This is a genomic window from Lacinutrix himadriensis (genome assembly GCF_001418105.1).
Lineage (GTDB): Bacteria > Bacteroidota > Bacteroidia > Flavobacteriales > Flavobacteriaceae > Oceanihabitans > Oceanihabitans himadriense.
The window spans coordinates 14,779-29,112 of the sequence record NZ_LIQI01000012.1 but is presented as its reverse complement, the minus strand read 5'-3'; the positions used below and the strand labels follow the sequence as shown (position 1 = coordinate 29,112).

The window sequence follows — 14,334 nt, the reverse complement described above, 5'->3', positions numbered from 1 at the left end:
CTTTGGCAGCAAGCGAAAAGAACATATTAAACCGATTGTATTTCATAGCAGGATGTATGTTCATCTTCGCTCTAGCAGTCGTGTTTAAACTTTTGACTATTCAGTTTGTGCAAGGGGATAAATACAAAGCGCTAGCGCAAAGTAGAACCATTAAGCCGGTTCCAATTCTAGCTAATAGAGGAAATGTGTATTCTGTTAATGGTAATTTGTTAGCGACTTCTGTTCCTAAGTATGATATTCGAATTGACGCTATAACGCCTTCTGCAAAAACCTTTGAAGAGAATTTAAAACCTTTAAGTGAGGCGCTTTCTAAATACTCAGGAAAACCTGCTTCGTATTATCAAAAAGAATTACGTAAAGCGAGAGCAAATAGAAATAGATACTATTTGTTAGCTAGAAATATTGGCTATTCGGATTATATCCAATTCCGCAATTTCCCAATGTTGAAGCTTGGTGCTTTTAAAGGTGGACTTATTGTAGAGCAAACTACAAAACGAGAACATCCAATGGGTGGAATCGCAGAGCGTACTATTGGTTATGAGCGTACCGATGAAGCTGGTAATGTAACACGACCAGGAATTGATGGTGCTTTCGGAGTCAAATATTTGCGTGGTACAGATGGTTTGCGTTTAAAACAAAAAATAGGAAAAGGACAGTGGAAGCCTATTGTTGATTATGATCAAGTAGAAGCTAAAGATGGTTATGATGTATATACGACTATAGATGTTAACATTCAAGATATAGCGCATCATGCCCTTTTAAAACAATTAGAGTATTACGAAGCAGAACATGGTTGTGTAGTAGTTATGGAGGTGAAAACTGGGGAGATTAGAGCGATTTCTAATCTTGGTAGAACGAGTAAAGGTGGTTATTACGAAAAACTAAACTATGCAGTTGGTGAATCGCATGAGCCGGGATCTACATTTAAAGTGATGGCTTTAATGGCTGCTTTAGAAGATAAAGTTATTGATACGTCTACCGTTGTTGATACTGGAAATGGGAAGAAGAGGTTTTATGGAAGAACGATTAGCGATTCACATCGTGGTGGTTTTGGTGAGATTTCTGCAGCACGAGCTTTAGAAGTTTCTTCGAATATTGGTATGGCTACAATTATAGATGATAACTATTCTAAGAATCCAGAGAAATTCCTAAAAAGATTAAGAAAATGGAAATTAGATCAGCCATTAGGGGTTTCTATTATTGGTGAAGGTGCGCCAGTGATACCAAAGCCGGGAGATGCTATTTGGAGTAGAAACGCATTGCCATCTATGGCTTATGGTTATAATATGCAGTTAACACCATTGCAAACCTTGGCTTTTTATAATGCCATTGCCAATAATGGCGAATTGATAAAACCAAGATTTTTAAAAGCAGTAAAAGAATTTGATAGAGAGATTGAGGTTTTTGAAAAAGAAGTAATCGTGGATGAAATTTGTAGCGAAGAAACACTTGCTCAAATAAAAGATATTCTTAAAAATATTGTGGTTAGAGGAACCGGTAAAAAATTATACTCCGAAACTTTTTCCATGGCAGGGAAAACAGGAACAGCAAGAACAGATTATGCAAACAACGAAGAATGGAAAAGAAACCCGAAATATATTTCGTCTTTTTCAGGGTATTTTCCGGCAGAGAACCCTAAGTATTCTTGCATTGTAGTTATCCATAAACCAAGTACAAAGGTTGGGTATTATGGAGCAGATGTTACAGGTCCAGTATTTAAACGTATTGCACAAAAAATATTTACAGATACGCCAATTGTAGATGAAGTGGAATCTCTTGAAGTACAAAACGCTTCGGTAGATGATGAGTTTGAAAGTTATTATAATACCGCGCAAACGTATAAAACAATTATGCCAAGCGTTATTGGTTTGCCTGCAATGGATGCTATTTCCTTATTAGAAAATATGGATGTAGATGTAAAAGTAAAGATTTCGGGTTCTGGTATTGTTAAAAAGCAATCCGTAGATAAAAACACTAAACTTAAAAATAAACAAACTATAGTTTTAGAAGCATCGTGATAGATTTTAAAGACATATTATATAAGGTAAATATCAATGCAGTTGTTGGTAGCACAGACGTGTTTATACGAAACATAGCTTTCGATTCTCGTAAAATTGCTATTAGTGATGCGTTTGTTGCTATTAAAGGATCTCTTGTAGATGGTCATGATTATATAGATCTTGCGATAAAGCAAGGTGCAATGGTAGTTGTGTGTGAAATAATGCCGCATAATTTTAATCCTAAAGTAACCTATGTGCAAGTGCAAGATGCTACCAGAGCATTGGCAATTATGGCATCTAATTATTATGGATCGCCATCTAAAAATCTAAAACTTGTTGGTGTTACTGGAACGAATGGAAAAACGACTATAGCTACACTTTTATATCAACTATTTAAAAATGCTGGCTATAAGGTTGGTTTGCTTTCTACAGTGAAAGTTATGGTAGATAACATAGAGTATAAGGCTACACATACCACGCCAGATTCCTTAACGATTAATCGTTACTTAAAAGAAATGAATGAAGAAGGTGTAGAGTTTTGCTTTATGGAAGTAAGCTCGCACGGCATTCATCAAAATAGAACAGAGGCACTTCATTTTGAAGGCGGAATATTTACAAACCTATCACATGATCATTTAGATTATCATGACACGTTTGCCGAATATCGCGATGTGAAAAAGTCTTTCTTTGATAAGCTTCCATCCGAAGCATTTGCACTAGTAAATGCAGACGATAAAAATGGAATGGTGATGCTGCAAAATACCGTAGCAAGAAAATATACCTATGCCTTAAAAAGCTATGCAGATTACAGAGCGCAAATTTTAGAGAATCAGTTTAGTGGTTTGTTGCTTAAGGTGGAGGATGCAGAAGTTTGGACTAGGCTTATCGGAGAATTTAATGCCTACAACGTATTAGCTATTTACGCTACTGCGGAATTGTTAGGTCTTGAAAAAGTGGAAATTCTTCGTTTAATAAGTGAATTAGAAAGTGTAAGTGGAAGATTTCAGTATTTAATTTCTGAAGATAAAATCACAGCAATTGTAGATTATGCACATACACCGGATGCTTTGCAAAACGTGTTAGAAACCATAAATAGTATTCGTACTAAAAATGAAGAGCTAATAACGGTTGTTGGTTGTGGTGGGGATAGAGATAAAACCAAAAGACCAAAAATGGGCAATATTGCTTCGGTTTTAAGTACTAAAGTGATTTTTACAAGCGATAATCCTAGAAGCGAAGTTCCAGAAACAATTATTGAAGAAATAGAAGCAGGTGTAGATCCTGTAAACTATAAAAAAACCTTGTCTATTGTAGATAGAAAACAAGCGATTAAAACGGCTTGTCAGCTTGCAAATGCGAATGATATCATATTAATCGCTGGAAAAGGACACGAAACCTATCAAGAAGTGAATGGTAAACGTCATGATTTTGATGACTATAAAATAGTGCAAGAGTTTTTAACACAATTACAGAAGTAGATTTTGTCATTCCGTACTTGATGCGGAATCTACAAGGAGTAAAAATAAAATTAAAGAATGTCATGCTGAGCTTGTCGAAGCATCTCAAAAAAAATAAACAATAAAGAATGCTGTATTACCTATTTGAATATTTAGAAAAACAATACCAGTTTCCTGGGGCATCACTTTTTGGGTTCATCACCTTTAGAGCGGCTGTTGCTATTATATTATCTCTGTTGTTTTCTACAATATTTGGTAAACGTATTATCCGTTTTTTACAAAAACAGCAAGTTGGAGAAACTATTAGAGATTTAGGTTTAGAGGGGCAAGCAGAAAAAGCAGGAACGCCAACCATGGGTGGAATCATTATTATTCTTGCTACGTTAATTCCGGTGTTGCTACTTGCAAAACTTGAAAACACCTACATTATTCTGTTAATTGTTACCACCTTGTGGATGGGAACCATTGGTTTTATAGATGACTATATCAAGAAATTTAAAAACGATAAAGAAGGTTTAAAAGGAAGGTTTAAAATTTTAGGACAAGTAGGTTTGGGGATTATAGTAGGTGCTACTTTATATTTTAATCCGAATGTTACTATTAAAGAGAAACTTCCAGTAGCGCAACAACAAGAGATTTTAATTGAAAATCCCAATGCCTTACCGGGTAAGTTTTTTGCTGCGGAAGAGCAATCCACTAAAACAACAATCCCTTTTGTAAAAGGAAATGAATTTGACTATGCCGATTTAATTACTTGGATTCATCCGGAAGCAGCGAAATATGTTTGGATCATTTTCATTCTGGTTTCCATATTTATTATTACAGCAGTTTCTAATGGTGCAAATCTAACCGATGGTATTGATGGACTCGCGGCAGGAACTTCGGCTATAATAGTACTTACACTTGGAATATTTGCTTTTGTGTCTGGACATATTGTTTTTTCAGATTACCTGAATATTATGTACATACCAAGAATTGAAGAAATTACTATTTATATCGCTGCATTTGTTGGAGCGCTAATTGGTTTTTTATGGTACAATGCATATCCAGCACAAGTGTTTATGGGAGACACAGGGAGTTTAACTATAGGTGGAATTATTGCGGTTATAGCAATAGCAGTTCGAAAAGAATGGCTGATTCCTGTTTTATGCGGAATATTTTTAGCGGAAAACCTATCTGTAGTGATGCAAGTTGGTTGGTTTAAATACACAAAGAAAAAATATGGTGAGGGACGACGCATTTTTAAAATGTCGCCTTTGCATCATCATTATCAAAAATCAGGATATCATGAAAGTAAAATTGTTACCAGATTCTGGATTGTAGGAATCTTATTAGCAATTGTATCTATCGTAACACTGAAAATTAGATAGTGCTTGTCATTCCGCACTGGATGCGGAATCCATATTAACAAAAGTAGATTCTGCGTCGTAGCGCAGAATGACAAATAATGAAAAAAAAACGATTAGTCATATTAGGAGCAGGAGAAAGCGGAGTGGGAACTGCGCTTTTAGGAAAAGCAAAAGGCTATGCAGTTTTTGTTTCTGATAAGGGAGCAATAAAAGAGAAATATAAAGAAGTTCTTATACATAATGAAGTGGAATGGGAAGAGCAAAAGCATACAGAATCTAAGATTCTAAATGCCGATGTGGTAATGAAAAGCCCAGGGATTCCGGAAAAGGTTGCTATCGTACAGCAGTTAATGCAGAAAGGTATTCCTGTTATTTCAGAAATTGAATTTGCAGCTAAGTACACCAACGCAACTATTGTTGGTATTACTGGAAGCAATGGAAAAACAACAACAGCTACGCTAACAGATCATATTTTAAAACAAGAGTTAAACGTTGGTTTAGCAGGTAATATTGGAGACAGTTTTGCAAAACAGGTTTTAGAAGAGGATTATGAAAACTATGTATTAGAGATAAGTAGTTTTCAGTTAGATGGTATAGTTGATTTTAAACCGAAAATTGCTGTAATAACCAACATTACGCCAGACCATTTGGATAGATATGATTATCAATTTGAAAATTATATCGCTTCAAAATTTAGCATTGCCAAGAATCAAACAAAAGAAGATTATTTGATTTATGATGCAGACGATGAGGTGATCACTGATTGGTTAAAAGCACATCCAGTACAATCCACATTATTGCCATTTTCTCTAGTAAAGAAAATTGAAAATGGCGCGTATTTAGAAAAAGAAAACATAATAATAACAATAGATAACAACCAGATAATTATGCCAACAAGCAAAATAGCATTAGAGGGTAAACACAATGTTAAGAATGCAATGGCTGCCTCGACAGTAGCGCATTTACTAAAAATAAGAAAGCAAACGATTCGTGAAAGTTTAGAGAATTTTCAAGGCGTAGAGCATCGTTTGGAGCATGTGTTAAAAATTAATAAAGTGCAATATATCAACGATTCTAAAGCTACTAACGTAAATGCAACTTATTATGCACTAGAAAGCATGGATGCACCAACGGTTTGGATTGTTGGAGGTGTTGATAAAGGAAATAATTATAATGAATTATTCTCTTTTGTAAACGAAAAAGTAAAAGCAATTATATGCTTAGGTGTAGATAACGAAAAGTTACTGAGCACTTTTGGAAGCATGGTAGATGTTATTGTGGAAACGCAATTTATGAGTGAAGCTATAAAAATTGCTTATAAGATAGCAGAATCTGGTGATAATGTATTGTTATCTCCTGCTTGTGCTAGTTTTGATTTGTTTGAAAACTATGAAGATAGAGGAAGACAGTTTAAAGACGCAGTAAGAAGTTTATAATACAATAAATAAGTGAAATGTCATGCTGCGCTTGTCGAAGCATCTCATTAAAATAAGAAATGCAAGAAATATTTAATAACATAAAAGGGGATCGGTTAATTTGGGCAATAACAGCGCTATTGGCTATATTTTCGTTTTTACCTGTGTACAGTGCAGCAAGCAATTTGGCTTATGTTGGTGGTACAGGTAATACCTTTTCATTCTTTATTAAGCACTTTATGCATTTGTTTTTAGGGTTCACTATCATGTATGGTGTACATAAAATTCCGTACAGATATTTTAGAGGCTTATCTATGGTTATGATTCCTGTAGTGCTAGTATTATTGGTTGTTACTATGCTACAAGGAACCACAATTGAAGGAGCTAATGCAAGTCGTTGGATACAAATACCTATAGTGAATATGTCTTTTCAGACATCTACATTGGCAGCAGTTGTGCTTATGGTGTATGTGGCTAGATATATGTCTAAAATACAAGAGAAAGAAATTACTTTTGCCGAAACGATTTTGCCACTTTGGATGCCTGTATTTTTAATATTAATACTTATTCTTCCGGCGAATTTTTCAACAGCTGCCATTATGTTTGTTATGGTGGTTATGCTGGTGTTTTTAGGAGGTTACCCATTACGTTACTTAGCTGTAATTATTGGTTCTGGTATTTTTGCATTGGTGCTTTTTGTTTTGGTTGCAAAGGCTTTTCCAGACGCGATGCCAAATAGAATTGATACGTGGATGAGTAGGATTGATAGCTTCTCTAATGATGATAATACAGAAGCAGACTATCAAATAGAACATGCGAAAACAGCAATTGCTTCGGGTGGAATTCAAGGTGTTGGTCCAGGGAAAAGTATTCAGAAAAACTTTTTACCACAGTCTTCTTCCGATTTCATTTTTGCAATTATTGTTGAAGAATATGGTTTAATTGGAGGTTTGTTACTCATGATATTGTACATGTGGCTATTGTTTAGAATTGTTATTGTAGCACAAAAATCAGATAGCCTTTTTGGAAAACTTTTAGTGCTTGGTGTTGGTTTGCCAATCGTTTTTCAAGCATTGATAAATATGGCAGTTGCAGTAGAGTTATTTCCGGTTACCGGACAAACATTACCATTAGTTAGTAGTGGAGGAACGTCTATTTGGATGACCTGTTTGGCAATTGGTATTGTGTTGAGCGTAAGTGCTAAAAGAGAAGAAGATAAAAATAAAGAAAATTTAGAAGACAATCCGTTGGAAGTACTTTCGGAAGCCATTTAAATAATAAATAAACTGTCACCTCGAGCGCAGTCGAGAGGTCTTAATAATAAAAGTGAAACAAGAAACTAAAACATATAAAATCATATTATCTGGAGGAGGAACAGGAGGACATATTTATCCTGCAATCGCCATTGCTAATGAATTAAAATCTCGTTTTCCGAACGCAGAGTTTCTGTTTGTTGGTGCAAAAGATAGAATGGAAATGGAAAAAGTGCCTCAGGCTGGTTATGCTATCAAAGGACTTTGGATTTCTGGTATTCAGCGTAAGCTTACACTAAAAAATCTAATGTTTCCATTTAAACTTTTAAGTAGTTTATATAATGCGAAAAAAATTGTAAAACAGTTTAAACCAGATGTGGTTATTGGTACAGGTGGATTTGCAAGCGGACCATTATTACAAATGGCAGTTTCTAGTGGTGTTCCAGGGTTAATACAAGAACAAAATTCGTTTCCAGGAATTACCAATAAACTGTTATCAAAAAAGGTGCAAAAAATATGTGTTGCTTATGATGGTTTAGAACGTTTTTTTCCGAAAGAGAAAATGATTAAAACGGGTAATCCGGTGCGTCAAGATTTATTAGATATCGACTCTAAAGTAGCAGAAGCTAAAAAACATTTCCATCTAATTGAAGGAAAGAAAACCATTTTAGTAATAGGTGGAAGTTTAGGAGCAAAACGTATTAATGAGTTAATAAGAGAAGAGCTAGATTATTTTAATACGCTAAACATGCAAGTGATTTGGCAATGTGGTAAACTGTATTACAAAGCGTATAAGATTGATGGTAATGAAAAGCATGTGCAGCTTCATGAGTTTATTAATACCATGGATTTAGCGTATGCAGCAGCAGATGTTATTATCTCTAGAGCAGGAGCAAGTTCGGTAAGTGAATTGTGTATTGTTGGTAAGCCAGTGATTTTTATTCCGTCACCAAATGTAGCCGAAGATCATCAAACTAAAAACGCCATGGCCATTGTAAATGAAAATGCAGCCATGCTAATTAAAGAGAGTGACTTGATTGTCGATTTTGAAAACAAGTTTACACAACTAATGGCTTCTCCTGAAAAGCAAAAGGAGTTAGGCGAAAACATAAAAAAATTAGCATTAGTAAATGCAACAAAACAAATAGCAGACGAAGTAGAAAAACTATTAAATAAATAAAATAACAAAATGTCACACTGAGCGCAGTCGAAGTGTCTTGAATTAATGAATCTAAACAACATACATAACATCTATTTTATTGGCATTGGTGGCATTGGCATGAGTGCGCTTGCACGATATTTTCATGCGAGCAATAAAAAGGTCGCAGGTTATGATAAAACCCAAACAGAAATCACAGATAGTTTGGTGGATTTAGGTATTGAAGTTCATTTTGAAGATTCTATTGCAAATGTTTCGGATTCGTTTTTAAATTATGATACTACGCTAGTGGTTTATACACCAGCAATTCCGAAGGATAACAAAGAGCTGACTTATTTTAAAAATGATAAAAATTTCACAGTTTTAAAACGATCTGAAATTTTAGGATTAATTACAGAAAACACTTATTGTTTAGCTGTTGCAGGAACACACGGTAAAACAACAACGACAAGTATTCTAGGTCATTTGTTATATGAATGTGGTGTGGAGTTGACAGCCTTTTTAGGAGGAATAAGTGAAAACTATAACTCGAATTTAATTTTAAACGGAAACAAAGTTTCTGTAGTAGAAGCAGATGAATTTGATAGATCCTTTTTAACCTTATCTCCAGATTTAGCATGCATAACATCGATGGATGCAGATCATTTGGATATTTATGGAGATGCTTCCGAGTTAATAAAAACATTCAAAGATTTTTCAGAAAAAATAAAACCAAACGGAAAACTGTTTATTAAAAACGGTTTGCCTCTTGAAGGAATTACCTACGGAATTGAAGATGATTCCGATTATTCGGTAAACAATATAAAAATAGAAAATGGTGCCTATGTGTTTGATGTGAAAATGCCAAATGCAACACTAGAAAGAGTTCAATTTAACCTGCCTGGTAGACATAATTTGTCGAATGCATTAATAGCCTTGGCGATGGCTGCAGAATATGGTTGCCCTCACCAGCAGCTCGCCAAAGCTTTAGCATCTTATAAAGGTGTGAAACGCAGATTTACGTACCAAATTAAAACGGAAGAATTGGTGTTTATAGATGACTATGCGCATCATCCAGAAGAGATTAATGCCGTGCATCAGGCTGTTCGAGAAATGTACCCAAATAAGGAAGTGTTAGTTGTTTTTCAGCCACATTTATTTTCTAGAACACAAGATTTTGCAGATGATTTTGCTGCAAGTTTGTCGCAGTTTGATGAAGTGTTATTATTGGATATTTATCCAGCAAGAGAGATGCCAATAGAAGGCGTGACTTCTAGTTGGTTATTAGAAAAAATAAAAAATAAAAATAAGCAGCTAGTTTCTAAAAACGAATTAGTTGCAAAAATAAAAGAAAGTAAAGCGCGAATAGTTTTAACGCTTGGTGCTGGAGATATTGGAGCAGAAGTTAAACATATAAAAGAAGCGTTGTATGTCTAGAATTAACTGGAATTACGTAAAAACCTTTGTACTGCTAGTGTTAGTGGTGTTTTTGTATGCTTTTTCGGCAACCAAAAATAAGGTCCGAAATGTTTCTGAGCCTCAAGTACAATTTTTAGGGGATAATAACCTATTTATAACGCAAGCTAATGTTAGTAAGTTGTTAATACAAAATCAACAAACAGTGACAAAGGCGTCGAAAGAAATTTTAGATTTGAACAAATTAGAATCTGCCCTGAATTCTAATCCTATGATAAAATCTGCCGAAGTGTATCTTTCTGTAAATGGGGAACTTAAAGCAGAAGTTACACAAAAAAAACCTATAGCTAGAGTTAGTACTTCTACGTCGTATTACATAGATGACCAAGGTAGTTTCATGCCATTGTCTTCTAATCATGCAGCAAGAGTGCCTTTGGTAACCGGTTTAGTGAAGAAAGATGCGTTAGATAATGTGTTTAAAATTGCAGAAAAGATTAATAAAGATCCTTTTTTAAGCAAATATGTTATTGAAATTCATCAAAACGATGACAATAGCTTTCATTTAAAACTAAGACAATCTACCTTTGTAGTGCAATTAGGTAAATTAAATCAATTAGATAAAAAGATAAATAACCTTAAGGTGTTTTATCAAAAGGCGTTAAAAGAAAAAACACTTAATAGTTACAGTAAAGTTAATTTACAATTTGATAACCAAGTAGTGTGCACCAAAACGTAAACTATGGAGAATAATATAGCAGTAGGATTAGATATCGGAACCACAAAAATTGTGGCTATGATTGGTCGTAAAAATGAATATGGTAAGGTCGAGATTTTAGGTATTGGTAAATCTAAAAGTCTTGGTGTACATCGTGGTGTAGTAAATAATATTACCCAAACCATTCAATCGATTCAATTAGCAGTGCAAGAAGCAGAAACTGCTGCAGGAACAAAAATTGAAGGTGTAACCGTTGGTATTGCAGGTCAGCATATACGAAGCTTACAGCATAGCGATTATATTACTAGAGCAAATTCTGAACTAGTAATAGATGAAGAAGATATCGACCGATTAATTAATCAAGTGCACAAGTTAGTGATGCTTCCTGGAGAAGAGATTATTCACGTTTTACCACAAGAATATAAAGTAGATGGTCAAGCCGAAATAAAAGAACCAATTGGGATGTATGGCGGCAGATTGGAAGCGAATTTTCATGTGGTTGTCGGACAAGTTTCCTCTATCAGAAATGTAGGAAGGTGTATACAAAGTGCAGGATTAAACTTGGAAGGAGTAACACTAGAACCTTTAGCGTCTTCTAACGCTGTATTAAGTCAGGAAGAAAAAGAAGCTGGAGTTGCCCTAATTGATATAGGAGGAGGGACAACCGATTTAGCCATTTTTAGAGATGGAATAATTCGTCATACTGCTGTAATTCCTTTTGGAGGAAACGTAATTACAGAAGACATAAAAGAAGGCTGTTCTATTATTGAAAAGCAAGCCGAACTTTTAAAAATAAAATTTGGATCTGCATGGCCAGGAGAAAATAAAGACAATGAAATTGTTTCTATTCCAGGATTAAGAGGAAGAGAACCAAAAGAGATCACATTAAAAAATCTCTCTAAAATTATACATGCTCGCGTAGTAGAAATCGTAGAACAAGTATATGTTGAGATTAAAAACTATGGTCACGAAGAGCAAAAAAAGAAACTTATTGCAGGAATTGTTTTAACAGGTGGTGGCGCACAATTAAAACATTTAAAGCAATTAGTAGAATATATAACAGGAATGGATACTAGAGTTGGTTTTCCTAATGAACACCTTGCAGGGAATAGCGATGATGAGATTACAAGTCCGTTGTTTGCTACCGCTGTAGGTTTAGTGATGGATGGTTTAAAAAGAAATGAAAGAAAGAAAGCCGAAGTTGTAGAAGAAGAATCTGATGTTCTAGAAGAAGAAACAGAAGAAACAACGGAGGAAATAGAAACCAAACCACCAGTAAAAGAAAGACGTTCGTTTTTAGATAAACTAACCGAGAGAGTAAAAGATTTTTTAGATAACGCAGAGTAAAGTAATAAGTAAGAAAATAAAACCGAAATTCATGAGCAGCAACAAAGAATTCGAAACCAATATAGCATTCGATTTACCAAAGAATCAATCCAATGTGATAAAAGTTATTGGAGTAGGTGGTGGAGGTAGCAACGCTATCAATCACATGTTTCAACAAGGCATTAAAGGAGTAGATTTTGTAATCTGTAATACAGATGCACAAGCACTTCAAAATAGTGGTGTACCCAACAAAATTCAATTAGGTCTTAACCTTACCGAAGGTTTAGGAGCAGGAGCAAATCCAGATGTAGGAGAGCAATCTGCTATAGAGAGTTTTGAGGATTTACAACGTATGTTAGATACCAATACCAAAATGATCTTCATTACCGCAGGAATGGGTGGAGGAACAGGTACAGGAGCAGCTCCAATTATTGCTAAAATGGCTAAAGATTTAGACATTTTAACAGTTGGAATTGTAACGATGCCTTTCCAGTTTGAAGGAAAAATGCGTAACGAACAAGCGCAAAATGGTATTGAGAAATTAAGAAACGTAGTCGATTCATTAATCGTAATTAACAATAATAAACTTCGTGACGTTTATGGAAATCTTGGTTTTAAAGCAGGATTCTCTAAAGCAGATGAAGTATTATCTACTGCAGCACGCGGTATAGCAGAAGTTATTACACATCACTACACACAAAATATTGATTTACGTGATGCTAAAACGGTATTAAGTAGCAGTGGAACTGCTATTATGGGTTCTGCTAGTTCTTCTGGACAAAATCGTGCGCATGAAGCAATTCGTAAAGCATTAGATTCTCCATTATTAAACGATAATAAAATTATAGGAGCCAAAAACGTATTGTTGCTAATCGTTTCTGGAGCTCAAGAAATTACTATTGATGAAATAGGAGAAATCAATGATCATATTCAAAACGAAGCTGGTCATGGTGCAAATATTATTATGGGTGTTGGTGAAGATGATTCTTTAGATGAGTCTATCGCTGTAACCATTATAGCTACAGGTTTTGATATTGAACAACAAGATGAAATTTCGAATACCGAAACTAAAAAGGTTATTCATTCTTTAGAAGAAGAGCAAACCTTAGAGCAAGATTTAACTAAAAAAGATAAAAGTCCAGCAATTATAACTCCAAATATTGAGTTAGAAAAAAAGCCGGAACCAGTAATAGTAAAGCACACTTTAGATCTAAATGAATTAGAAGATGCTTTTGAAACACGAAGAAAAGGAGTTTCAAAACCATTAAGTTTAATTCCAACTTCAGAAATTATTAAGAACATGCATGTTGTTTATGATGAAGTCGTTGCAACTAAAGATGTACAAGCAGAAGATAAATGTTTTGCAGACGACGATTTTGAAGAAGATGTTTTTGAGGATGTTGAAGACGATTTCGTAATCACTAACGCAACACCAACTGTTGAAGTAACAAATCAATTTGAAGAAGAAGAGCAACAAATTACGCTAACTTTCGATATGCCATTAAGTGAACCAGTAGCGCCTGTAGTTCAAGAAGTCCAAGAAGTTCAAGAAACTAAAGAAGTTCAAGAAACTAAAGAAGTAATACGAGAAGAAAAAGTAATTCATAATTTAAATGCAGAAGAAATTAAAGATTTACCTGTAAATGACTTTATCGAACTTGTAAATGTAACTGAAACAAATAAAGATGGCGAAATACGCTATGCTTTAGATGATTATTTAGAATTTGAAGCTACTAGCGAACCAAAGAAAAAGGAACCAATAGTAGAGGTTGTAGATAAGGTTTTAGAAGAAGAAATTGTTTTTGAAAAGAAAGTCGTACAAAGGCAAGTTGTGGAAGAGCAAGTGGAAGAAATTGACCCAATGAACAGTCCGATTTCAGACATGCTAAAAGAAAGAGCAGAAGAACGCAGACGTAAAATGAAGGATTTTAATTATAAATTCAATACTGCAAAGATTGATGATATAGAAAAGATTCCAGCATATAAACGTCAAGGTGTAGACTTGCAAGATGTACAACATTCATCACAAAGAACCAGTATTTCTGGTACTACTTTAAGTACAGATGATAATGATGATATGTTATTAAGAAGTAATAATTCGTTTTTACACGATAATGTAGATTAATGAAACTTCACTTTTAAAAGGCGCAGTCGTATGGAAAGTGAATAGTGGAATTAATTCCGTTTTTATAACGGAATCTCATAAATGAAAAGTTAAGTTTAGTGTTTAACTTCAACTAACCCGAAAAACTCACCCAGAGGTTT

At 34.5% G+C, this 14,334-nt stretch carries 10 protein-coding genes; all 10 read left to right on the top strand.

Annotation, left to right across the window (positions count from 1 at the left end; translation table 11 throughout):
* Positions 1–56: 56 nt before the first annotated feature.
* The 10 genes from AMD28_RS02320 to ftsZ all read left to right on the top strand — a co-directional run bounded on the left by AMD28_RS02320 (position 57) and on the right by ftsZ (position 14,194).
* Complete coding sequence (locus tag AMD28_RS02320) at positions 57–2,018, top strand: penicillin-binding protein (protein ID WP_055442557.1); 1,962 nt, start codon at positions 57–59, stop codon at positions 2,016–2,018.
* Complete coding sequence (locus AMD28_RS02315; RefSeq protein WP_055442556.1) at positions 2,015–3,478, top strand: UDP-N-acetylmuramoyl-L-alanyl-D-glutamate--2,6-diaminopimelate ligase; 1,464 nt, start codon at positions 2,015–2,017, stop codon at positions 3,476–3,478. Before AMD28_RS02320 ends, AMD28_RS02315 begins: the two co-directional genes overlap by 4 nt.
* Before the next feature lie 107 nt (positions 3,479–3,585).
* The gene (mraY, locus tag AMD28_RS02310; protein WP_055442555.1) at positions 3,586–4,827 is read left to right on the top strand and encodes a phospho-N-acetylmuramoyl-pentapeptide-transferase; all 1,242 of its coding nucleotides are present in this window, start codon (positions 3,586–3,588) and stop codon (positions 4,825–4,827) included.
* A 77-nt stretch (positions 4,828–4,904) separates the two neighbouring features.
* Positions 4,905–6,242 (top strand): UDP-N-acetylmuramoyl-L-alanine--D-glutamate ligase, encoded by a 1,338-nt coding sequence (murD, locus tag AMD28_RS02305; RefSeq protein WP_055442554.1) that lies wholly within the window; start codon positions 4,905–4,907, stop codon positions 6,240–6,242.
* A gap of 59 nt (positions 6,243–6,301) precedes the next feature.
* Complete coding sequence (locus AMD28_RS02300) at positions 6,302–7,495, top strand: FtsW/RodA/SpoVE family cell cycle protein (RefSeq protein ID WP_055442553.1); 1,194 nt, start codon at positions 6,302–6,304, stop codon at positions 7,493–7,495.
* A gap of 52 nt (positions 7,496–7,547) precedes the next feature.
* On the top strand, positions 7,548–8,654 hold the full coding sequence (gene murG, locus AMD28_RS02295) for an undecaprenyldiphospho-muramoylpentapeptide beta-N-acetylglucosaminyltransferase (protein ID WP_055442552.1): 1,107 nt from the start codon (positions 7,548–7,550) through the stop codon (positions 8,652–8,654).
* A 45-nt stretch (positions 8,655–8,699) separates the two neighbouring features.
* Positions 8,700–10,049, top strand: a complete 1,350-nt coding sequence (murC, locus tag AMD28_RS02290; protein ID WP_055442551.1) for a UDP-N-acetylmuramate--L-alanine ligase — start codon at positions 8,700–8,702, stop codon at positions 10,047–10,049.
* Positions 10,042–10,764 (top strand): cell division protein FtsQ/DivIB, encoded by a 723-nt coding sequence (locus AMD28_RS02285; RefSeq protein ID WP_055442550.1) that lies wholly within the window; start codon positions 10,042–10,044, stop codon positions 10,762–10,764. The genes murC and AMD28_RS02285 overlap by 8 nt, the downstream gene beginning before the upstream one ends.
* Positions 10,765–10,767: 3 nt before the next feature.
* Entirely contained in the window at positions 10,768–12,090 is a 1,323-nt protein-coding gene (gene ftsA, locus AMD28_RS02280) for a cell division protein FtsA (RefSeq protein WP_055442549.1), read from the top strand.
* A 31-nt stretch (positions 12,091–12,121) separates the two neighbouring features.
* Entirely contained in the window at positions 12,122–14,194 is a 2,073-nt protein-coding gene (gene ftsZ, locus AMD28_RS02275; RefSeq protein WP_055442548.1) for a cell division protein FtsZ, read from the top strand.
* Positions 14,195–14,334 lie beyond the last annotated feature (140 nt).